Annotated in this window: 16 protein-coding genes and 1 pseudogene; 11 read left to right on the top strand and 6 right to left on the bottom strand. The window is 67.7% G+C overall.

Annotated features, from left to right (window positions below; translation table 11 throughout):
* Window positions 1-282: 282 nt before the first annotated feature.
* The 3 genes and pseudogenes from MTQ10_RS12425 to MTQ10_RS12415 form a co-directional block, all read right to left on the bottom strand.
* Window positions 283-1590, bottom strand: coding sequence for a tyrosine-type recombinase/integrase (locus MTQ10_RS12425; RefSeq protein WP_247466140.1), 1308 nt, complete (start codon window positions 1588-1590; stop codon window positions 283-285).
* Window positions 1590-1814, bottom strand: coding sequence for a helix-turn-helix domain-containing protein (locus tag MTQ10_RS12420; RefSeq protein WP_247466137.1), 225 nt, complete (start codon window positions 1812-1814; stop codon window positions 1590-1592). Before MTQ10_RS12420 ends, MTQ10_RS12425 begins: the two co-directional genes overlap by 1 nt.
* Window positions 1814-2293, bottom strand: a pseudogene (locus MTQ10_RS12415) (replication initiator); the annotation flags it as partial. The gene MTQ10_RS12420 and the pseudogene MTQ10_RS12415, both read right to left, overlap by 1 nt.
* A gap of 503 nt (window positions 2294-2796) precedes the next feature.
* On the opposite strand from MTQ10_RS12415, the gene MTQ10_RS12405 reads away from it, so the two are divergent.
* The 4 genes from MTQ10_RS12405 (at window position 2797) to MTQ10_RS12390 (ending at window position 15510) form a co-directional block, all read left to right on the top strand.
* The gene (locus MTQ10_RS12405; RefSeq protein WP_247466134.1) at window positions 2797-3438 is read left to right on the top strand and encodes a BMP family ABC transporter substrate-binding protein; all 642 of its coding nucleotides are present in this window, start codon (window positions 2797-2799) and stop codon (window positions 3436-3438) included.
* A gap of 254 nt (window positions 3439-3692) precedes the next feature.
* Entirely contained in the window at window positions 3693-14324 is a 10632-nt protein-coding gene (locus tag MTQ10_RS12400) for a LamG-like jellyroll fold domain-containing protein (RefSeq protein WP_247466131.1), read from the top strand.
* Window positions 14317-14751, top strand: coding sequence for an Imm1 family immunity protein (locus MTQ10_RS12395; RefSeq protein WP_247466130.1), 435 nt, complete (start codon window positions 14317-14319; stop codon window positions 14749-14751). Before MTQ10_RS12400 ends, MTQ10_RS12395 begins: the two co-directional genes overlap by 8 nt.
* Before the next feature lie 189 nt (window positions 14752-14940).
* Window positions 14941-15510 (top strand): hypothetical protein, encoded by a 570-nt coding sequence (locus MTQ10_RS12390; RefSeq protein WP_247466128.1) that lies wholly within the window; start codon window positions 14941-14943, stop codon window positions 15508-15510.
* A 70-nt stretch (window positions 15511-15580) separates the two neighbouring features.
* Here MTQ10_RS12390 and MTQ10_RS12385 read toward each other — a convergent pair whose 3' ends face one another.
* A complete protein-coding gene (locus tag MTQ10_RS12385) occupies window positions 15581-16246 on the bottom strand; it encodes a hypothetical protein (RefSeq protein ID WP_247466107.1) in 666 nt (221 codons plus the stop codon).
* A gap of 37 nt (window positions 16247-16283) precedes the next feature.
* Between MTQ10_RS12385 and MTQ10_RS31625 the strand changes: the two genes are divergently transcribed.
* The 3 genes from MTQ10_RS31625 to MTQ10_RS12375 all read left to right on the top strand — a co-directional run bounded on the left by MTQ10_RS31625 (window position 16284) and on the right by MTQ10_RS12375 (window position 17411).
* The gene (locus MTQ10_RS31625; RefSeq protein ID WP_374117599.1) at window positions 16284-16565 is read left to right on the top strand and encodes a NucA/NucB deoxyribonuclease domain-containing protein; all 282 of its coding nucleotides are present in this window, start codon (window positions 16284-16286) and stop codon (window positions 16563-16565) included.
* Window positions 16566-16584: 19 nt separating this feature from the next.
* Window positions 16585-17136, top strand: coding sequence for an SMI1/KNR4 family protein (locus tag MTQ10_RS12380; RefSeq protein ID WP_247466104.1), 552 nt, complete (start codon window positions 16585-16587; stop codon window positions 17134-17136).
* A gap of 83 nt (window positions 17137-17219) precedes the next feature.
* Complete coding sequence (locus tag MTQ10_RS12375) at window positions 17220-17411, top strand: suppressor of fused domain protein (protein ID WP_247466101.1); 192 nt, start codon at window positions 17220-17222, stop codon at window positions 17409-17411.
* Window positions 17412-17476: 65 nt separating this feature from the next.
* Here the strand turns inward: MTQ10_RS12375 and MTQ10_RS12370 are convergent, their stop codons facing one another.
* Window positions 17477-17716 (bottom strand): hypothetical protein, encoded by a 240-nt coding sequence (locus MTQ10_RS12370; protein ID WP_247466081.1) that lies wholly within the window; start codon window positions 17714-17716, stop codon window positions 17477-17479.
* A complete protein-coding gene (locus MTQ10_RS31475; protein WP_308404562.1) occupies window positions 17713-18486 on the bottom strand; it encodes an RHS repeat domain-containing protein in 774 nt (257 codons plus the stop codon). Before MTQ10_RS31475 ends, MTQ10_RS12370 begins: the two co-directional genes overlap by 4 nt.
* Window positions 18487-18785: 299 nt before the next feature.
* On the opposite strand from MTQ10_RS31475, the gene MTQ10_RS12360 reads away from it, so the two are divergent.
* From MTQ10_RS12360 to MTQ10_RS12345, 4 genes are read left to right on the top strand one after another with little or no spacing between them, the layout of a single operon-like run.
* Window positions 18786-19967, top strand: a complete 1182-nt coding sequence (locus tag MTQ10_RS12360) for a sensor histidine kinase (protein WP_247466078.1) — start codon at window positions 18786-18788, stop codon at window positions 19965-19967.
* Window positions 19964-20365: a roadblock/LC7 domain-containing protein gene (locus MTQ10_RS12355; RefSeq protein ID WP_110627841.1), complete on the top strand. Its 402-nt coding sequence runs from the start codon at window positions 19964-19966 to the stop codon at window positions 20363-20365. Before MTQ10_RS12360 ends, MTQ10_RS12355 begins: the two co-directional genes overlap by 4 nt.
* Window positions 20362-20739: a DUF742 domain-containing protein gene (locus tag MTQ10_RS12350; protein ID WP_247466075.1), complete on the top strand. Its 378-nt coding sequence runs from the start codon at window positions 20362-20364 to the stop codon at window positions 20737-20739. The genes MTQ10_RS12355 and MTQ10_RS12350 overlap by 4 nt, the downstream gene beginning before the upstream one ends.
* Complete coding sequence (locus MTQ10_RS12345) at window positions 20714-21403, top strand: GTP-binding protein (protein ID WP_247466072.1); 690 nt, start codon at window positions 20714-20716, stop codon at window positions 21401-21403. The genes MTQ10_RS12350 and MTQ10_RS12345 overlap by 26 nt, the downstream gene beginning before the upstream one ends.
* Window positions 21404-21463: the final 60 nt, after the last annotated feature.

The following is a 21463-nucleotide window of genomic DNA, read 5'->3' as shown; positions in this document are numbered from 1 at the left end:
TGGCGATCAGCCTCGCTCACCTCGCCGGATGGAAGAACAACGCCGCCGCCCACGACCACTACCGCAACCACCCCGCCGACGCCCTACGCGAACTCGGTCTCACCGGATGAGCACGCATCACGCCTGGCCGCCGGGGGTGCTGCGTCAGCTGGAGGGCGAGGTGCAGCCTCGCCACCCGGAGCGACGCAAACCATATTGGGTAGCAGTCACAATTTTGAAGCCCCGTCAGGTATGTCCTGGCGGGGCTTCTGCGTGGGGTGACGGCAGTAGTTGACGGCAACGTCAGCGGACGGACGCGGCGCAGGGCGGTGGTTCGTCGCCGTCGGCGTTGACTGTCTCGGTGTTTGTCAGGCCGTCGAGTGCGGTGCCGAGAGCATCGATGGCTTGGCGCTGGAGCCGGAGCCTCACGTGGGCGTAGACGCCGGCGGTGACGCCGATGTGGGCGTGGCCGAGGAGTTCCTTGATCACGACGAGTTCGACTCCCTGCTCCAGGAGCAGCGTCGCGGTCGAGTGCCTGAGGTCGTGAAATCGGATGCGGCGGAGGCCGGCCTTACGGAGGAGCGTGGTGAAGGTGTGGGTGAGGTTGGTCGGGTCGATCGGTCCGCCCTGCGGCGTGGTGAACACGTACCCGCTGTGCCGCCACGCGGTGCCCGCCGTATCCCGCTCGCGCTGCTGTTGCTCTTGGTGGTGCTTCAGCGACTGGAGGCAGCGGGCGGGGAGGGCGATGCGGCGCTCGGAGGCCCGGGTCTTGGTGGGCAGCGTGGTGAGCCCGCCGGTGCTGGTGCGCTGCAAGGTGCGGCGGACGGCAGCGGTGCCCCGGTCGAGGTCGAGGTCTTCCCAGCAGAGGCCGAGGAGTTCGCCTTTGCGGAGTCCGGTGTGGAGCGCGAGTTCGAACAGGGCATGAAGCCGGTGTCCGCGCACGGTTGTGAGGAACTGGCAGGCTTCGTCGGCGGTAAGGGGTTCGAAGCGTCGGGGCCGGGGTGTGCCGGTGCGGACGTTGCGGGCGACGTTGCGGGGGATCTCCTCTTCTCGCACGGCGTGTTCAAGTGCGGATTTGAGCACGGAGTGGATGTAGGTCAGCGTCAGCGGAGAGAGCCGCTTGGAGCAGCACGTTCCGACGGCGCAGCAACGGGGCTCAGGTCGGCTCGTGTCGATGTCGCGCACGCAGCACGGGCAGGCGGTGCGGAGCTGGTTGAGCCAGGTGCGGACGTCCTTGGCAGAGAGCTTGGCGAGCTTCTTCTTGCCCAGGCCGGGGACGAGGTATCGGTTGACGCAGGCGGTGTAGCGGGTGTGGGTGTTCTCGCGGAGGTGGTGGACGGCGACGTTCTCCAGCCAGTACGTCGGGTACGCGCCGACGCTGCCCTGCGCGGAGGGGACGGGGAGGCCGCGGTTGCTGGCGGCGATCTTCTCAGTGAGCTTGGCCAGGGCTTCCTTGCGGGTGGTGCCGTAGACGCGGACGCGGCGGCGGGTGTTGCCCTGTGCGAGGACGTATCCGGCGGCTTCCCAGTGGCCGTCCTTGCGCTGGTAGACGGTCCCGTCGCCGTTGGCGCGCACGTGGCGGGAGGCGGGGGTGTGTCGGGGTGTGGTCATCAGGCGGCTTCCTGGTCGAGGCGGGTGCGGATGAAGTCGGTCAGAGCGTGGGTGGGGATGCGGCGGGCGCGGCCGAGGGTGATCGAGGCGAGCTGGCGGGTGCGGAGCAGGCCGTAGACGGCAGAGCGGCCGAGCTGGAGGCGGGCCATGACCTGTGGAACCGTCAGCAGTTCCTCCGGCATGCTCGGCCTCTGGTGGGGCACGGCGGGTGCATGCGCGGTCATCAGCAGCCTCCTTCAGCGATGAACTGCCGTGCGAGTTCTCTGCGGTGCCAGACCGCGGCGGCGAGGAGTGCGGCGCCGGGGCTGTAGCCGGTGCCGAGGTAGGCCCAGTAGCCGACGACGAGGGTGGTGTCCGGGTTGGGCGCGGGCAGGCCGGCAGGGGCGCGGGCTTGTTCGGTGCGCCGGGCGCGGCGGGCGGCGCGCAGCGCGCCGAGGGTGGTGGAGTAGGCGCGGGACTTGGTGGAGAAGTGGCCTCGGAAGCCGAGCATGTGGGCCCACTTCCAGAGCTTGAGGTGGGCGAACTCGGGCAGCCTGCCGAGTTCCCAGCAGGTGCGGATCATCTGCCGTACGTGGCGGGCGACGGCGAGGCGGGGCAGGGGCCGGGCCTGTCCGGTGCCGTCGCAGGCGGTGCAGGGGAGCGGGGTGCCGTGGGGCAGGAGGGTGGCACCGCGGCCCTGGCAGGGACGGCAGCCGGGTGCGCGCCCAGGGATCTGCCGGAGCTTTTCGGGCCTTGGCAGACCGTGCACGATCAGGTGGATCTTCGATCCGAGTTTGCCGCGGCCTGCCCTGCCAGGGTCTCGGCACCCTCCCGGTCCCCCGGCCCTCTCCCGCCGCATGGACAGGCGGTACAGGGCCTGGGTGGTGCCGTTGCGGGCCACGAACTCCAGGACGCCCCGGTCGTCAGCCCTCCGGCGTCCACCGCCTTGAGGACGCACCGGCACCTCGGGCATCACTCGATGGAAGGCATCGTGGCAGGAGTGGGGGCCCGCCGGTCAGCCCGCGTGGAAGCGCTCCGCGCTCCGTGGCCCGCACTCCGCCCCGGCACACGACTTCCGCCTCTCGGCGGGTAACCTACGGCGTCCCTTCCGCGTTCGCGCATCCGTGCGCATTCCGAAAGCAGGTACACCGCCGTGAAGCACGACCTGGGCGTTGTCGGTACGCCCGAGGCACGGACCTCGGGCACTCCCTCGGTGGGGCTGCCGCGATGAAGGTGCGGCGTACCTGGCGCGAGACCGAGCGCGAGCGGAAGAAGGGCAAGGGCGGCGGCTCGCTGAGCGGCGCGGCCGTCGCCAGGGCGGCCGGTGTCGCGCGGGCCGCGCTGCGCGGCCGACGGGGCTGGATGGCGGGCGGCGCCGTGGCTGTCGTCGTCCTGGCGGTCCTCGCGGTGGGCGGCGTATGGCTGTTCGGCGGCGACGAGAGCGAGAACACGCCGCCCGATCCGAGGGCGAGGCAGTACACCGAGATCGACGCGTGTCTGCTGACGGGGGAGAAGGGCGTGCAGGCGGGCACGCCCGCGGCCACCGTGTGGCAGGGGATGCAGGAGGCGTCCCTGGACACGCGGGCGCGGGTGACGTTCGTGCCGGTCATGGGGCCGCAGACCGCGGACAACGCGCGTCCGTTCCTGAACAGTCTGGTGCAGCGGCAGTGCGAGATCGTGCTGGCCGTCGGTGACGCGCAGGTCGAGGTGGTGTCGGCCGACGCCGGAAAGCATCGGGACGTCCGGTTCGTCGTGGTGAGCGACAAGGTGTCGGACGCGGCCAACCTGGTCGTGGCGAAGCCCGGTGAGGCGCTGAAGGACACGGTCGCGGAGGACGTACGGCAGGCCGTGCGGAAGGTCAACGCGTGACAAAGCGGCCCGATGTTCCCGGTGTTGGGCGGAGGATGCTCCTCCGTTGGTAAAGATCCGTTAATGAAAATGATCTTATGTGGATCATATGTGTCCACTAAGGCAAGCTTTTGAGGCTTCATTGACGCTTCTCAAGTAAAGGCTTGCCCATGCGTGTTCGCTGGGTGCGTAGCCCTCGCTTGTATCCTCCGGGTGGTTCCGGACGGCGCAGAGCGAGGGCTACGGCACTTTCTGTCCTTGTGTCCCTGTCTTTCATGCTGACCACGGAAACGGCAGAGGCCACGGGTGCCACCCTCTCGGCGCCGAAGATGCCCGAGATGTCCCTCTCGGGCCTGTGGAAATGGGTCAGTGAACCCGATGATCCGGACACCCCGGATCAAATGGGCGGTACCGCCCGCGGCAAGAGCCACCACGCCTCCGCCGACGCCACCGACGCCGACCGTGGCGTGGGCCGGGCGCCCGGCAAGGGCAAGGGACAGCTCGACGCCTACAAGCGCCCCGTGGACAAGCCGGAGCAGGCCACGACCGGCCCCGCGCAGGGCACCGGCAACAGCTTCGACCCCGCGACCAGCAGGCGGGACGCGAAGAAGTCGACGGAGACGTCGGACTACTACGTCAACGAGGACGGCTCCGTCACCGTCCGCCACTACACCGGGCGGGCCAACTTCAAGGCGGCGGACGGTTCCTGGCAGCCGATCGACACCAGCCTCGTCAAGGACGGCGAAGGCCGTTTCGAGCAGAAGGCCAACAACCTCGACGTCGACTTCGCGCCGAACGCCGCCGACGACCAGCTGGCCTCCGTCGCCCTGGGTTCGGGGCGCGCGCTGGCCTATGAGCTGCACGGCGCCGCCAAGGTTCCCGCGACGAAGAACGCCGACGGCACGATCGTCTACAACGGCGTGCTGCCCGACACGGACATCCAGCTCGTCCCGATAGCCGACGGCTTCAAGGAGAACGTCGTCCTGCGCTCGGCGGGCGCCGGCAACTCCTGGGTGTTCAAGCTGGACGCCAAGGGGCTGACGCCGCGGCTCAGCGACACCGGCGACGTGGAGTTCACCGACGCCGACGGCAAGGTGGCCGCCACCGTCCCGCACGCCTACATGGAGGACGCGGGCATCGACCCGCGCTCCGGTGAGGGCGCGCGTTCGGGCGCGGTCACGTACGAGCTGACCACCGTGGACGGTGAGCCGGCGCTGCGGATGACCGCCGACCGGGCCTGGCTGGACGACCCGAAGCGGGTCTACCCGGTCACCGTCGACCCGACCACGGTCCTGGCCAGCGAGGCGACGTACGTCCAGACCGACTACGCCGCCAACCGCTCCGCCGAGACCCAGATCAAGGTCGGCTCCTACGACAGCGGCACCACCAAGGCCAACTCCTTCCTGCAGTTCTCCGGCCTGGGGACGACGCTGAAGGGGATGAAGGTCACGGCGGCCAAGCTGAACGTGTGGGCGCTGTGGTCCTCGACCTGCACCGCCGAGCCGTTCTCGGTGTACCCGGTGACGAAGTCGTGGTCGCCGTCCACGACGACGACCTACCCCGGTCCGTCGTACGGCTCCGCCATCGGCACCGCCACCGTCGCGCCCGGCGCCTCCTGCACCAACACCTCCGGCAGCGCCAGCGTCGGTGTGAAGATGCCGGTGACGCTGTCCACGTCGTGGTTCACGCAGGTCGCCACCGGCGGCGCCAACTACGGCCTGGCGATGGCCGCGCCGACCAACGACAACCTGCACTGGAAGAAGTTCCACTCCGACGACTCGGCGACCGCCGCCTGGCGGCCGGCGCTGGAGCTGACGTACTCGGCGAGCACCGCGCCGCAGATCAACGCTCAGTACCCGCCGGACAACTTCCAGGCCAACACCCTCCAGCCGGAGCTGCTGGTCTACGCGAGCGACGCCGACAAGTGGCCGAACGCGTCCCTCACCTACAGCTTCGAGGTGTACGACGCGGACTCCGAGTCCACCACCCCGGTGGTCACCTCCGGTGATCTGACCAAGAGCAGCTGGAAGATCCCCGCGGGCAAGCTGAAGTGGTCCAAGAACTATGTGTGGTACGTCGGTGTGTTCGACGGCTACAAGGAGACCGTGCAGTCGGGCCGGTTCACCACGGCCGTACCGCAGCCGCCGGTCACCTCGGGCCTCGCGCAGAACACCGACGGCCACGAGTTCGACCCGTCCGAGGCGAACTACACCACCGAGGACAGCGACGCCGATGTCGAGGTGGTCGGCCCGTCCCTGGAGATCGAGCGGTCGTACAACAGCATCGACCCGCGCATCGACAGCGCGTTCGGCGCCGGCTGGTCGACGGTCGTCGACATGAAGGCCGCCGAGGTGAAGGCCCCCTCGGGCACCGTCACCAGCGTCATCGTCACCTACCCCGGTGGTGAGCAGGTCGCCTTCGGCCGCAACAGCGACGGCACCTTCCAGCCGCCGCTCGGCCGCTACGCGCGTCTTCAGTCGGTGTCCGGCGGCTACACGCTGACCGACAAGGACTTCACCGAGTACGCCTTCAAGCAGGCGACCGCGAAGGCCGGCACCTACGCCATCTCCGCGATCAAGGACTACGCGGGCCGCACCGAGACGTTCACCTACAACGCCTCCAAGCAGCTCACGAAGATCACCAACACGACGTCGAAGCGGTCGCTGAGCCTGACCTGGCAGACGCCGTCCGGTGCCACCGCGGCGCACGTCGCCACCGTGGCCACCGACCCGTCCACCGCGGGCGACGCGAGCACCGTGCAGACGTGGCAGTACAGCTACACCGGCGACCAGCTCACCAAGGTGTGCCCGCCGGCCGACGCCACGCACTGCACCGTCTACACGTACGTCACCGGCAACCACTACCGCACCACGGTCCTGGACGCCGACCCGTACGCGTACTGGCGGCTCGGCGAGGCGGCCGGCGCGACCGTCGCGAAGGACTCCATCGAGCTGAACCAGGGCCGCTACAACGGCACGTACCACAACGTGACCCTGGGCAGCTCCTCCGTCCTGGCCGGCTCGACGCAGACCACCGCCACGTTCAACGGCACCACCTCCTACGTGGAGATGCCGTCCGCGCCGGGCGCGACCCCGTCGTACATGTCGGTGTCGCTGTGGTTCAGGACGACCACCGCCGGCGGTGTGCTCTTCTACTACGGCGACAAGCCGCTCAGCGACTCCGACCCGGTGAACAACACGACGAAGAACACCCCCGCGGTGTACGTCGGCACCGACGGCAAGCTGCGCGGCTGCCTGGCGATGTCCCCGTCGTGCAGCCCGAACATCGTCTCCTCGGCGACCGTCACCGACGGCAAGTGGCACAACGCGGTCCTCACCGGCCAGGCCACCAGCCAGACGCTCTACCTGGACGGTGTCGCGCAGGGTTCCCTCACCGGCACGATCAACGACTGGAACCAGCCGTACATCTCCCTCGGCGCGGGTGTGAACACCCAGGGCTGGCCGGCGATGAACCCGAACGACAAGCTCGGGCACTACACCGGTCAGATGGCCGAGGTCGCCATCTACTCGGAGCCGCTCGACCCGTCCGTGATCGCCGCGCAGTACCAGGCCGCGAAGCGGGCCGCCGGACTGCTCAGCAAGATCACCACGCCGAACGGCAAGACGCAGGCGTCCATCGTCTACGGCCCCACCGACGACCTGGTCACCCAGGCCACCGACGGTGACGGCGGCACCTGGAAGCTGAACCCGCCGACCGTCACCGGCTCCTCGCAGGTCTACCGCTCCGCCGTGATGGGCTCCGCCCCGTCCGGCTACTGGCGGCTCGCCGACACCGGCGGCGCCGCACAGGCCGCGAACGAGATCCACACCGGCTTCGGCACGTACAACACGGTCACCCAGGGAGTGGAGGGCCCGTTCGGCGCCGGTGACGTCACCGCGGCGACCTTCAACGGCACCTCCTCGTACGCGGAGATCCCGTTCAAGCCGGGTCACTCCTCCGCCGACCGGGCGATCGAGCTGTGGTTCAAGACCGCCAAGCCGGGTGTGATCGCCGCCGACCAGTACGGGGCACCGTCCGGTTCCGCCCCCGCGGGCGACTGGAACCCGCTGCTGTACGTGGGCGCCGACAACAAACTGCACGGCCACTGGTACACCGTCGCCTCGTCGGGCACCACCGCCTTCGGCACCACGAACACCGTCACCGACAACAAGTGGCACCACGCCGTCCTGTCGATCTCGGGCACCACCCAGACGATGTACCTGGACGGCGCGAAGGTCGCCGACTTCACCGGCGCGGCCAACGACCAGACGAACAACCGCACCTTCATCGGCGCGGGCTGGGCGAAGGGCTGGTACCAGGCCCCGGCCGACCTCAGCTTCTTCAACGGCTCCATCGCCGAGGTCGCGACCTACGGGCACGCCCTCGACGAGGACGACGTGGAGCGGCACTGGTCGGCGTACAAGGCGTCCTCCGGTATCGCGCCGGTCAGGACGGTCGAGCTGACCGACCCGACGAACAAGACGCTGACGTACGTGTACGACGCGGAGATGGGCAACCGTCTGCTCGCCGCGATCGACACCGAGGGCAAGCGGACGACGTACGGCTACGACACGGGCGGCTTCCTGCACACCGTGACCGACGCCAACGGCAACCGCAGCATCACCGGTCACGACGTGCGCGGCAACACGGTCTCGCAGACCGACTGCCAGGACACGGCCGCGAACAAGTGCGCCACGGAGTACTACACGTACTACCCGGACGCCACGACCGCGTTCCCGCCGATGGACCCGCGCAACGACCTGCTCCTGACCGAGCGGGACGCGCGTTCGTCCTCGGCGACGGACAACACGTACCTGACCACGTACGAGTACGACGCCGGCGGCAACCTGCTGTCGGTGACCACCCCGCCGGTGCCCGGCCACCCCGACGGGCGGACCGCGACCACCACCTACACCACGGCCACGACCCCCGCGGCCGAGGGCGGCGGTGCGACGGCTCCCGCGGGTCTGGTCGACACGGTCACCACACCGGGCGGGAAGAAGACGAAGTACGTCTACTACGCCAACGGTGACGTGGCCTCGGTCACCGACGCCAACGGCGCGAAGGTGACGTACACGTACGACAACCTGGGCCGGAAGGTCTCCCAGAAGGAGATCTCCGACGCGCAGCCGCAGGGTCTGACGACCACCTGGACGTACGACAAGAACGACCAGGTCGTCACCGAGACCGGCCCGGCGGTCACCAACCGCGTCACCGGCGCGGTCCACCAGGCGCGCACGTCCACCGTCTACGACTACGACGGCAACGTCACCTCGCAGACCGTCTCCGACCTCACCGGCGGGGACGCCCCGCGGACGACGTCGATGACGTACGACGCCTACAACCGCATGGCCACGCGCACCGACCCGGGCGGCGACACCACGTCGTTCGAGTACGACGTGTACGGCAACAAGGTGAAGGAGACCGACCCCGAGGGGAACGTCAACGCCTACACCTACGACGGTGAGGGCCGCCCCCTCACGACCAGCCTGCTCAACTACACCGGCGACCCGAACAACCCGTCGTCGCCGACCACGCTGGTGCAGGAGTCCCGGGCCTACGACCCGGCCGGCCGGCTGGCGTCCATCACGGACGCGATGGGCTGGGTGACGGCGTACACCTACACCGACGACGGCCTGACGGCCAGCATCACCCGCAAGGACCCCACGACGGGCAAGCAGTTCGTCGAGCAGTCCAACGAGTACGACATGGCCGGGAACCTGATCAAGCAGGTGACCAACGACGGCCGCACCACGATCACCTACACGGTGGACGCGGACGACCGGGTCACCTCCTCGGTGCTGGACCCGACCGGCGTCAACCGCACCACCAAGGTGTCCTACGACCCGGACGACAATGTCGTCAGCGAGTCGGAGACCGACCCGACGACGGGCGAGACCGCCACGACCGACCGGGTCTACGACAACCTCGGCAACGTCACCGGCATCGTCGAGCACGACGGCACCACCGCGCCGGTGGCCCGCTGGAAGCTGTCCGAGTCCTCCGGCTCCACGGCCGACGACACCTCCGGCGGCAACCGCAAGGTGACCCTGGGCAGCGGTGTGACCCGCTCCACCGAGAGGGGCGGCTCCGCCGTCTTCGACGGTACGGCGAACGCCTACGGCCAGACCGACGGGCCCGTCGTCAACACCGGCGGCAGCTTCACCGTCTCCGCCTGGGTCAAGCTGGCGTCCACCGCGGCGAACAGCACCTTCCTCGGCCAGGACGGCGAGTGGGCCAGCGGCTTCCAGCTGTACTACTCGACGACCTACGGCTGGACGTTCAACCGGCACGGCTCCGACACCCAGAGCGCCACGACCATCCGGACCTACTCCGGCAAGGGCACGGCGACCGCGGGCACCTGGACCCAGCTGACCGGTGTCTACGACCAGGCGACCGCGTCGCTGAAGCTGTACGTGAACGGCACGCAGGTGGGGACCACGACGTCCTTCACCACACCCTGGTCGGCCAACGGGCCGCTGCAGATCGGCCGGCGTCTCTACGGCGGCACCTACGCCGAGAACACCAACGGCTCGATCGCGGACGTCCAGGTCTACGGGCAGGCCCTGTCCGCCTCCCAGGTGTCGTCGCTGTACAACGGCACGCTCCCGGCGGCCGGCAGCGAGGTGCGCACCATCACCTACAAGCTGGACCAGCGGGGTCTGCCGCTGTCGATGACCGACGTCAACGGCAACACCACCGACTACGGGTACGACGAGGCCGCGCAGCAGACCACCGTCACCGAGCCGGTCGTGAACGCCGAGACGAACGGCGGCCCGGCCACGCCCGTCCGCCCGGTCTCGATGACCGGCTACAACACCTTCGGTGAGGTCACGGAGACGTCCGACCCGAACGGCAATGTGGTCGTCACCGCCTACGACGCCGAGGGTCAGGAGACCTCGACGAAACTGCCGGACTACACCCCGCCCGGCTCGACCACGCCGATCACGGCCGTGTCCTGGAACGAGTACAACAAGCTCGGCCAGGTCACCGCGGAGGTCGACCCGCTCGGCAACCGGACGACGTACACCTACACGCAGCTCGGCGACGTGGCCTCGGTCACCGACCCGGACGGCGCGAAGACCACGTTCGTCTACGACCCCAACGGCGACCTGCTCTCCACGACCCGCCCGAACGGCGCCCGTGAGGAGTCCACCTGGGACTACCTCGGCAACGAGCTGACCAGCACACAGATCGTGCGCCAGCCCACCGAGCGGGCCTACACGGCCATCAACGAGTACAACGCGCCCGGCGGCGACCTCTCCCGGGAGATCAGCCCGACGGGTGTGACCCGCTCGTACAAGTACAACGCGCTGGGCGAGGTCACCGAGGTGACCGACGCGGCCGGCAACACGTCCACGTTCACCTACAACATGCAAGGCCAGGTCCTGGTCTCCAAGGACCCGGACGGCACCAGCACGAAGAACACCTACGACGGGTTCGGGAACCTGGTCACCACCCAGGACCTGGACGCGCTGGGCAACGTCGTGCGCACCGCCCGCTCCAGCTACGACCGTGCGGGCAACCCGCTGTCGGTGACCGACTACCGCGGCCACACCACCAGGTTCACGGTGGATGCGACCGGTCTGGTCACCAAGGCGGTGGAGCCGGTCTCGGAGACCGAGTCCATCACCACGACCTACGGCTACGACGTGGCGGGCAACCGCACACGCTTCACCGACGGCCGTGGCAACCCGTTCATCACGACGTACAACACCTGGGGGATGCCGGAGAAGCTCATCGAACCGTCCACCCCGGCCCACCCGGACCTCGCCGACCGCACGTTCACCACGGTGTACGACGCGAACGGCCGGGTGAAGGAGGAACGCTCCCCGGGCGGAGTGACCGTCTCCTACGAGTACGACGCGAAGAACCGTCTGACCCGGACCACCGGCACCGGCGCGGAGGCCGACACGGCCGACCACGTCTACCGCTGGGACAACGACGACCGCATCACCGCCGTCGCCGGCAAGGGTGAGGACCTCAACACCTTCACCTACGACGACCGCGGCCTGCTGCTGTCGACGTCCGGCCCGTCGGGCTCGTCGTCCTTCGCCTACAACGGCGACGGCGCGATGACCTCCCGCACGGACGCCTCCGGCACGACGACCTACGGGTACGACAACGCCGGACGGCTCAAGACCGTCGGTGACGCCTCCACCGGCTCGTCGCTGACCTACACCTACGACGTCAACAACAACGTCAAGCAAATCGACTACGGCACCGGCAAGGCCAAACGGGAGTTCTCCTACGACTCCCTGGAACGCATCACCAACGACAAGCTGACCTCGCCCACCGGCAAGGTCCTCGCGTCCATCACCTACGGATGGGACGTCAACGACAACCTGACGTCGAAGACGACGACAGGCCTCAGCGGCGCCTCGTCCAACACGTACACCTACGACTGGGCCAACCGGCTCACCTCGTGGAACAACGGCACCACCACGGAGGTCTACGGCTACGACGCATCCGGCAACCGCACCCGCGTCGGCGGCGACACCTACACCTACGACGCCCGCAACCGGCTCACCTCGGACGGGCACAGCACGTACGCCTACACCGCACGCGGCACCCTGAAGACGATCACGGACGAGGGCGGGACACAGACCCTGCTCAAGGCCGACGCCTTCAACCGGGTGATCAACGAAGGCGACCGCACGTACACGTACGACGGCCTGGACCGCGTCCTGGCCGCCAAGGACGACACCGGCGCCGAGGTCTACAGCTTCCGCTACAGCGGCACGTCCAACGACGTCGCCTCCGACGGCTACGCCACCTACAGCCGCGACGCCGACGGTGGTCTGCTGGGCGTGAAGACCGGGACGACCGCGCGGCTGGCGATCACGGACATCCACGACGACGTGGTGGCCCAGTTCACCGACACGTCGGAGGCGCTGACCGGCTCCACGACGTACACGCCGTTCGGCAAGGTGGCCTCGACCGCCGGCATGCTGGGCAACCTGGGCTACCAGTCCGGGTGGACCGACCCGCAGACGGCCAAGGTCAACATGGCCGCGCGCTGGTACTCGCCGCAGACCGGCCAGTTCAACAGCCGCGACACGGTGCGCAACGACCCGCTGCCCGTCTCGGCCAACGCCAACCAGTACGCGTACGCCAACGGCAACCCGATGACGGCCACCGACCCGACCGGTCACTGGCCGAGCTTCATCGACAAGGCCGTCAAGAAGGTCAAGAAGAAGGTCAAGAAGGTCGCGAAGTCGGCCTGGAAGAAGACCAAGAAGGCCGTAAAGAAGGCCGCGAAGGTCGTCAAGAAGGCCGCCAAGAAGGTCAAGAAGGCGGCCAAGAAGGTCGTCCGCAAGGCCAAACGGGTGGTCAAGAAGGTCGTCCACCGTGTGGCCGACAGCGTGAAAAAGGTCAAGAGATACGTAAAACGGACCTATAAACGCGTCAAGAAGGTCGTCCACAAGGTCGTCCACAAGGTCAAGAAGACCGTCCGTAAGGTCGCCAAGGCTGTCAAGCACGTAGCCAAAAGGGCGGTCAAGGCGGCGAAGAAGGCCGTAAAGAAGATCGGCAACGGCGTCAAGAAGGCAGCCAAGGCCTCAGCCAACTTCGTCAAGCAGCACGCGGCGACGATCGCGTCGGTGGCCACGGGTGTCGTGGTCTTCGCGGGCTGCACCGCCATCACCGGCGGCGCCGGTGTCGTCGGCTGCGCGGCCCTCGCGGGCGCCGCGGCCAATGGCGTCGGCTACATGATGAGCGACGGTCCGAAGTCCATCGGCGGCTTCCTCGGCGCGGTCGCGATCGGCGGTCTCACCGGTGCTCTCGGTGGCGCGGCCGGCGGTGCTGCCTCCAGTGCGGTGGGCCGCCTGCTCGCCGGTGTCGGCAGCAAGGTGCTGCAGGGCGCGGCCACGGGCGCCGCGGGCGGTGCCGCGGGAAGCGTGGTCGACTATGGCGTCAGCTGCGCGATGACCGAGGAGGGCTGCAGCGCCAGCGGTGCGGCCAAGGCGACCGCCTTCGGCGCCGCCACGGGCGGCCTCTTCGGCGCGGCGGCCAGCAAGTTCGGCCGCAAGGGCGGTTGCCCGACGCACAGCTTCACCGGCTCCACCGGCGTGCTGATGGCGAACGCCGTCACCAAGCCGATCTCCGAGATCAAGCCCGGCGACTGGGTCCTGACGGCCGAGCCCGGAAAGAAGAAGAAGGAGAAGCACAAGGTCAAGGCGGTGATCGTCACCAAGACCGACCGTGACTACGTCGATGTCGTCGTAGCCACCAAGTCGGGTCCGAAGACGATCCAGACCACCAAGCACCACCAGTTCTACGAGGTCAGCCGCAATACCTGGACCCAGGCCGGCGACCTCAAGGCGGGCCAGAAGCTCCAGAACGGTGACGGTGGCACAACCGCCATCCTGAGCGTCAAGGAATACAAGGCCCAGCGCGTCACCTACGACCTGACCATCGACGGCCTGCACACCTACCAGGTTGTTGCGGACCGTGTGGCGATCTTGGTTCACAACTCCGACGAAGCATGCCCTGTGTTCAATCGGGACGCTGAGCATGCGCAACTTCCCGAAAACCGGACCGTTGCGCGGGGTGTGGCCGACAATGGTGAGCCACTGATTACCGCAAGTGGAATGCGTCAGGCGGATAGAAAGCTGATCAGCATCGTCAACGACAAGCTTCGGGGCCTTGGCATCCTCAAGGGGAGGGCCGGGTCAGGCTTCGCTGATCACGCTGAGCAGAAGATTGCCGCCATGATGTTGGCCGACGATTCGATCTCCAGCGCGGAAGTCGTCATCAATCATCCAGGAGGACCCTGCGGAGCGCCAGTGCTTGGGTGCCAAAAGGGGTTGATGGACGCGCTGCTCGGGAAAAAGAAGCTGAAGGTACACTGGCGGGACGAGAACGGCGAATGGAATGACGTGACCTGGGGAGGAAAGGATGAATAGTCTAGACGCGTACTATCGAAAAGAGCATGCGCAGAAGCCGGTGATTATAACATCTCCGGAGGCTGTAGACGACCTGATTGATGAGTTGATGTCGGGTCCAGAGGATCATAACCTCGCGCAACTGCACTCGCTGGATCGACCTTTGCTGCCGTCTGGGTTCCCGGATCATGAAGTGATGGTTGGCATCTCGCGCAGCAAGGACTCTGGGATCATCGCATTCATGGATGGGGATGTGGGGAACATTTTCTCTGCCGGTGAGTCCGTCAGTGAACCGGTGACCTCATATTTCCTCGCCGGACATTCGATGGAGTATCCGGAAGGTTGCGAAGTTCCAATCTCACTTGTCCGGAAAGCTGTGAAAGAGTTTCTGCTGACAGGCGGGAAGGTACCCACGTGTGTGGAGTGGAAGGAATCGGAGTTGTGGTAGTCAAAGAGATTGCCAGACACCGGTTTCGGTGAGGTCGGCCGACCTCAGGAAATGCGTCTTGGGTTTGAGTCATCACTGGTGGCTAGCTCGCCAGTGATCGGCTCATTCTGAGGTGTGAGGGTCCTATTGCAAGTGTTTCCCATCAATAGCGGAACCCTTCCTGATAGGGCCCTCACTCGCGTTTGCAGCATGGCCATCGACGTCACAACGCCATTCTTCTGTCCGCGGCTACGTCTTCCGCCATCGTCGAGGACGAAGGTTCGCTCGCAGGCCGGCCTCCCTCGGGCTCTCCTCGAGCGTCCCGGCCTCGCGGGCGTTGGAATCGGCGTTGTGCTGGAAATGATTCCGAACCGACGCGGACGCGCCGTCTACCAGGCCGTTGACCCTCGGGAGTGGCTCTACTGCCTGGACCCGGAGCTCGACACGATCGAGAACGGCCCCGCCACCCCAGCACGGGTCGCGAGGCTGGCGCGCGAAAACTCCGGGCTGACCCAGTGGTGGCTCGGGAAGCCGCTGAAGCGGATGAGGGACGGCGACCGGCTGTGGATCTACTTCGGCGGGGTCGAAGGAAAGATCGCGGCAATGGCGCACGTGAGGTCGTCGCCGCGACCGGCACCGGCCGGTTCGCAGAAGCCGTACGAGGTCGACGCCGCTCTGGACCAGAAGGCGACCCGGCTCTGTGCAAGTCGCCGGTACGACTTGAGGAGATGGAGCAGAAGCACCCGCAGGCATGCGGGGAGATGCGGGCGGCGGACGTGACGCTGGCCGAAGCGCGTGCCGGCCTCTGATCGCCCCTCCCACTGAGCGCGCACCGCACCGCGGTGCGCGGTCAGCTCTTGAGGGCGTACTCGATCCGCTCGAAGTCCTCAGGGCTGAAGTTGCCCCGGCTGATGGCCACGCTCCGGTTTTGGTTCGGCGTCACCACATTCCGATACGACGCCAGCTCCGGCACAGCGATCTTCCAGGTGGCCGCGATGCGCCCGAGGATAATCACTGCGTCACGGGACATGGCGCGGCGCACCAGGTGGAAGGCGAAGGACTGGGAGGGCAGCGTGTACAGGATCGGCCGCCACGACCGCGAATGGTAGCCGTGGAACTGCACGGCAAGGATCTTCCGGGCGAGTTCGTCGTGACTGTACCCCTGCCTCGTCAGGCCGTTCACGGTTCGGGACCACCACCGGAGTCCCGGATGGTCCTTGTCGGCGTGCGTCAGGAAGTGGTTGGGGGTCCCGCCGGCGCTCGCAATGTGCTGCAGGGTCCGCTCGGTCACGCCGGGCAAGGCGTAGGCGGCCGGGTCGGCGTCGCTCACTCCGGGGTTGGCCAGCAGTATGACTAGGGGCGCGTCGTGGAGGCCGGTGAAAGGTTCCGGTGGGAGTGTCAGGCTGAGCCGGTACGGTGCGTCCGAGGCGTGGACTTGGGTGTCGGCGAGGGCTTGCAAGTGCGGCAGGTCTTCGGGGACCGCCGAGGTTCTGCCTGTGCATGTGATCAACTCCAAGACACACGCGCCGCAGGCGTTGAACGCGAAGAAGGCGATGGAAGCCGGAGCACCCGCGATCCTGACTCGTCACACCAGTTCGTCTCTCGAGCGGTCCAACCGGCGTGCGGCCCAGGCACACGCACCACGGCCGCGCCGCTTCGCGTCCAATGCAACGTGGGAGGAATATCCCTTCGCCCACACGACAGAAGGCGGAGCGGGGGCAACCCTTACCCTGTCACCAGGCTCTGTGAACTCCAGTCACGGGTCGTTGCTCAGATGGTTCTGGGCCCGAAACAACATTCAGGACGGGGATCGCTTCGCGGTCCGAGTCGAGTAGTGGGGAGGTGATGACAACAATGCTCAGCCAGGCAATCGAACGACTGTGGGAAGAAGCCGAAAGGCTGAACCGGCCTGTCGTGGGATCTCGCGCGCCAGGCGTCACAGCAAGCGAGGTCGAAGCGGCGTTCGGAGCCTCGGTCCCGGAAGACGTCGTCACGTGGTTCGGTTATTCGAATGGAGTCGAGTACCATCCGGACCAGATCCAGGACGATGCGGCCCTCGTGCCGGGTTACGAACCGCTGTCCTTGAGTGAAGCAAAGGCGGTGCGGGATTCGCATCCGATCGGGGACCCCGTCCTCGGCGAGTTCTTCATCCCGCTGTTGGCGACGGGCGGTGGAGACTTCTATGCCGCGGTCTACGATCCGTCATTGCGGACGCCGAAGGTCGGTCATGTCATGATCGGCGGAGAAAGCGGATTGGTGTACGAAAGCATGGAGAGTATGGTGAATACTTTCTGTGAGTTCTACCGCACCGGAATTTTCTTCGTCAGCGATGAGGGAATCCTGGAGGCCGACGACGACCGGTGGGTCGAAGTCGAGGCGCGGTACGGGGCGTCCCGAGACTCGTAACCTCTGGTGCGATTGAGGCCCCACCGAGCGCGGCTCGGTGGGGCCTCTGCGTTGTGTGAGTTCGCGCCATTTCCGCGCTCCCGGTGTACTCCGACGACGATTTCGCCTCCGTCGTCCTGGAGAACGGCATCGAGACGATCATCGCGTGGCTTGTCCCGATCGGCGCGTCCGAGGCGGCGTACGTCCGGGAGAGGGGCTTGACCGCCTTCGAGGAGGAGCTGGCTCGGCAGGATCCCGAATTGCTCGATTTGAACCGGGCCGGCATGAAACTCTGAGATGACGCAAAGGCGCCCCGGGCTTTCTGTCCGGGGCGCCTTTCGCCGTCCTGGATGTCCTGGTGTCACGGCCCTGCCTGTGTTCGCGTCCAGCCGCCTTGGCGGCGATCAACTTCCTGCTCCAGCGTTCGCCCATGAGCCGGAAGCACCACAGAACCATGACACCCCTCCTTTTGGTCGAAGGGCTTCACGGCGAAGATCTCCTGGAGGTCGAGGAATCGGCACTCGCCGGTCTTGAAGTGCACCGAAATACAGTTGGACCCGTATCCGAAGTATGTGTCGTCACGGGTTTCGAGGAACTTCACGGTCTGGAACGCGAAGCAGTAGAAGTCCCCCTTCTTCGCCTGTCCTTCCCCGGTGTTGAAAAGCGCGAGCCCGCTGTCCTCGCCGAACCGTCGACGCAGCGCATCCGCGGCCACCAGACCTCGCGCTGCTCCATCACCGGAATCCCTGATGTGATCGACCATTTGTCAGAAGCTGGTGTCCTGGAACTTGCGCTGGTACACGTTCTCCGGTCGATCGAGGGATTGCAGGGGGATGTGGCCGGGCCGGGGACAGGCTTGATGCCCTCACCGGCAAGATACTGGTCGAACGCCTCGGCCACGTACGTGCAGTCGGTCATTCCCTTCTCTGGATTGAACCGCGGCGCCAGACGGGAAATGTCGGTCGTCTCGAACGATTCGACCGGGATCGGTGTCTTCTGAGGCGAGAGTCTCAGGGGGCCGCAGGAGACGGACGGGCGGTCCACGTGTCCGACCGGGTCGGCCGCCGGCGCCAGACCGAGGGGGTCCATGCTCAGGTAGCGGCCGATCTCGGGGTCGTAGTACCTGAGGTAGTTGTGGTGGAGGCCTGTCCCGGCATCGAAGTACTGCCCGGGGAAGCGCAGCGGGGTGCAGGCGTGGCTCCGTACCGACGAGGACAGCTTGCCCCAGTCGGTGGCTCGGGCACGCCAGGCGACGTCGCCGGATTCGTCGATCAGTTCGCACGGCGCACCCGACAGGTCCGACACGATCGCGAAGAAGCGGGCGTCGATCTCCTCCTGCGATGTGCTGAGGCCTGGAACCAGCCGTCGCATACCACCGACCGTGGGGTACCTGCGCGTGTCTGACGGTCCTCGCCCCCCAGGAGCGTGCACGTCGTCCCCGTCCGACCGCCCAGCTCTGGGCGGACGTCAGCCGCGTGGCGTCAGCTCGTACATCTGTTCGTCAAACCGCCTCACGGAATCGGACAGTCAACTATTCTGTCCGCGCGCCTGGTTGACGCTCGGTCATGTGTTCTGCCGGTGATACGATCACCGCACCTGCGGCGCGGGCGGACGCATGTGTTCCCGTGGTGGATTCCCCCAGTTGCCGTCAGTCGCCTGAAGAGAGTCTTATGACGGAATACATACAGAACCCTGTGCTCTGGGCTCTTGTCGTCGTCCTCGCCGTCGCCATCGCCGTCATCGTCCGTCAGCGCAAGGCGGCGCAGGCCCTGCGGCAGGAGATCGGCGGGCTGCGGAGCCACTACTCCGACCTGGAGAACCACTACGCGCAGTCCGTCGCGGCAGCCCAGGAGCAGGCCGAAGAGGCCACCAAGACGGTGCTGAAGTCCGCCATGCGGACTCTGCAGGGCCTCGCGGCGGAGCAGCAGCTCGTCGTGTCGCGGCTGCAGACGAAGTACGGCGACTCCGCCATCCTCCAGGACCTGCTGGAGATCGACCACACCAACTCGCAGTTCGGCCGCCGGGCGCAGTCCATCGCCGTACTGTGCGACGGGTGGCTCGGGCGGCACCGGGACGCCGCGTCCGTGTACGACGTCGTACGCAGCGCGCAGGGGCGGATCCGGCACTACCGCCGCGTGGAGATCCTGTCGCAGGTCGACTTCGGGATCACCAGCCGGGCCGTCGAACCCGTCGCGCTCGCCCTCGCCGAACTCCTCGACAACGCCACCAGCTACTCCAGCCCGGACAGCGTGGTCGAGATCAACATCCGCACCGTGCCCAAGGGCATCTGCATCGTCGTCGACGACGCCGGCGTCGGCATGAACGACGAAGAGCGCGCCCGGGCCGAGAAGTTGCTGTCCAGCGAGCGGGTGTCCGGTGTCTCCGGACTCGGCAACCCTCCGCAGTTCGGGTTCGCCGTCATCGGCGTGCTCGCGGAGCGGTTCGGGTTCGAGGTGTCCGTGGACTCCTCCTCCCCGTACGGAGGTGTGCGCGCGGTCGTCCTGCTGCCGCACGATCTGCTCACCGCCATGCCCGAGCAGAAGGTGCAGGCCCCTGCCGTGTCCGCTGCCCCCGCACCCCACCCTGCCGGGCCCGAGCCGTCGCTCGCCGCGGCCACCACCGCCGACGGGCTGCCGCGCCGCCGCCGCAAGCGGCCGATGGCGATCGTGCCCGGAAGCGCCTCCACGAGCCGTGAGACGGCGCCCCGTTCGGGTGCCGAGACCGCGGCGATCATGGGGGCCTTCCAGCGGGGCACGCAGTCCGGGCGGGCCGCACGCGACGACGCCGGCGGCCACGCGGACCAGACGAGCGGCACCAACGGTGCCGGCAGTGAAGGACATGAGGTCTCGTGAACGACGATCTGTCATGGATGCTCGACAGCGCCCTGGAGATTCCCGGGGCCCTGCACGCGGTCCTGATCTCCGCCGACGGGCTGCTGATGGCCCGTACCAAGGACTTCGACAAGGACAACGCCGACCGGGTCGCCGCCGCCATGAGCGGAGTGCAGTCCCTCAGCCGCTCCCTCGGCTTCTTCTGTGAGGACCCGCGGCAGGCCTGGCGGCAGACCCTCGTGGAATTCGACGGCGGCTGGGTGTTCCTGATCTCCGCCGGGGAGGGCGCCTACCTCGGCGTGTCCGCCAGCCCCGATGTCGACATGCAGGACATCACCTTCCGGATGCAGCAGCTGGTCGGCCAGCTCGGCAAGGCGCTCGCCGCCCCGCCGCGCGAGAACCTCGGCGCCCGCTCATGACCGCGCCGGGGGAGTGGGAGCCCGAGGCCGCCGAATTAGTACGGCCGTACGTCATCACCAAGGGCCGCGGCCTGCCCGACGAAGCGGAACTGTCCCTGATCACCCTGGTCACAGCGGCCCCCGAGGGACCCAGACGGCCCACAAGGCTGTCCCCCGAGGAACAGCGGCTGCTGGACATCTGCTCCGCCGGCTATCTGTCGGTCGCGGAGATCGCCGGACACACCCGGCTGCCGCTGGGCGTGGTGAAGATCCTCCTGGCCGCGCTCACTGAGGGCGGCCACCTCATCACCCGCCCGCCGGTCGCCCGCGCCCCCCTCGCCGACCGGGAGATCCTGGAGGAGGTACTGAATGGCCTTCGCGCCAAATTCGGTTGAGCCGCACGACGCGGCCCCGGGAGCGGACCCGGCCGGCGCCGACACCGCGGGAGCGGCGCCCGCCGAGGCGGGCAGCGCGCCCGGCCTCGGCGCGCAGGCCTACGTCCGCGGCGGCGCCACCCAGACCGCCGTCAAGATCCTCGTCGTCGGGCACTTCGCGGTCGGCAAGACCACGTTCATCGGCTCGATCTCCGAGATCGAGCCGCTGACCACCGAAGAGACCATGACCCGCGCCGGCGAGGACATCGACGACCTCAAGGGCGTCACCGGCAAGACCACCACCACGGTCGCCATGGACTTCGGCCGCCTCACCATCAGCGACCGGGTCGTCCTCTACCTCTTCGGCACGCCCGGCCAGCAGCGGTTCGTGCAGATGTGGGAGGACATGGCCCGCGGCGCACTCGGCGCGCTGGTCCTCGTCGACCCCGAGCGGCTCGCGGACTCCTTCCAGGTCATCGACCTGATCGAGCAGTACGGCCTCGACTACGCCATCGCCGTCAACCACTTCGACGGCACCCCCCTGCGCGACGAGGCCGCCCTGCGCGAGGCACTCGACCTGCTCGACGACACCCCCGTCGTCACCTGCGACGCCCGCGACGAGAAGTCGTCGGCCGCCGCCCTCACCACCCTGGTCCGCTACCTCCTGGACCGGGCCAGGCCCTGAGCCGCGCCCGCGACGCCGAGCCCCGCCCGGCGTCCGGCACGGCCGGGCCCGCCCCAGCCC

The organism is Streptomyces sp. XM83C (assembly GCF_023072675.1).
Taxonomy (GTDB): Bacteria; Actinomycetota; Actinomycetes; order Streptomycetales; family Streptomycetaceae; genus Streptomyces; species Streptomyces thermocoprophilus.
Note: the sequence above shows the minus strand (reverse complement) of the source record. Positions and strands in the feature narration are given on the sequence as shown.

Excerpts from the sequence above, each read along its gene's own strand:
- MTQ10_RS12400 (WP_247466131.1), top strand. The coding sequence starts at position 3,693 with ATGCTGACCACGGAAACGGCAGAGGCCACGGGTGCCACCCTCTCGGCG.
- MTQ10_RS12405 (WP_247466134.1), top strand. The coding sequence starts at position 2,797 with ATGAAGGTGCGGCGTACCTGGCGCGAGACCGAGCGCGAGCGGAAGAAG.
- MTQ10_RS12390 (WP_247466128.1), top strand. The coding sequence starts at position 14,941 with ATGGCCATCGACGTCACAACGCCATTCTTCTGTCCGCGGCTACGTCTT.
- MTQ10_RS31475 (WP_308404562.1), bottom strand. The coding sequence starts at position 18,486 with ATGCGACGGCTGGTTCCAGGCCTCAGCACATCGCAGGAGGAGATCGAC.
- MTQ10_RS12380 (WP_247466104.1), top strand. The coding sequence starts at position 16,585 with ATGCTCAGCCAGGCAATCGAACGACTGTGGGAAGAAGCCGAAAGGCTG.
- MTQ10_RS31625 (WP_374117599.1), top strand. The coding sequence starts at position 16,284 with ATGGAAGCCGGAGCACCCGCGATCCTGACTCGTCACACCAGTTCGTCT.
- MTQ10_RS12360 (WP_247466078.1), top strand. The coding sequence starts at position 18,786 with ATGACGGAATACATACAGAACCCTGTGCTCTGGGCTCTTGTCGTCGTC.
- MTQ10_RS12350 (WP_247466075.1), top strand. The coding sequence starts at position 20,362 with ATGACCGCGCCGGGGGAGTGGGAGCCCGAGGCCGCCGAATTAGTACGG.
- MTQ10_RS12395 (WP_247466130.1), top strand. The coding sequence starts at position 14,317 with ATGAATAGTCTAGACGCGTACTATCGAAAAGAGCATGCGCAGAAGCCG.
- MTQ10_RS12425 (WP_247466140.1), bottom strand. The coding sequence starts at position 1,590 with ATGACCACACCCCGACACACCCCCGCCTCCCGCCACGTGCGCGCCAAC.
- MTQ10_RS12345 (WP_247466072.1), top strand. The coding sequence starts at position 20,714 with ATGGCCTTCGCGCCAAATTCGGTTGAGCCGCACGACGCGGCCCCGGGA.
- MTQ10_RS12420 (WP_247466137.1), bottom strand. The coding sequence starts at position 1,814 with ATGACCGCGCATGCACCCGCCGTGCCCCACCAGAGGCCGAGCATGCCG.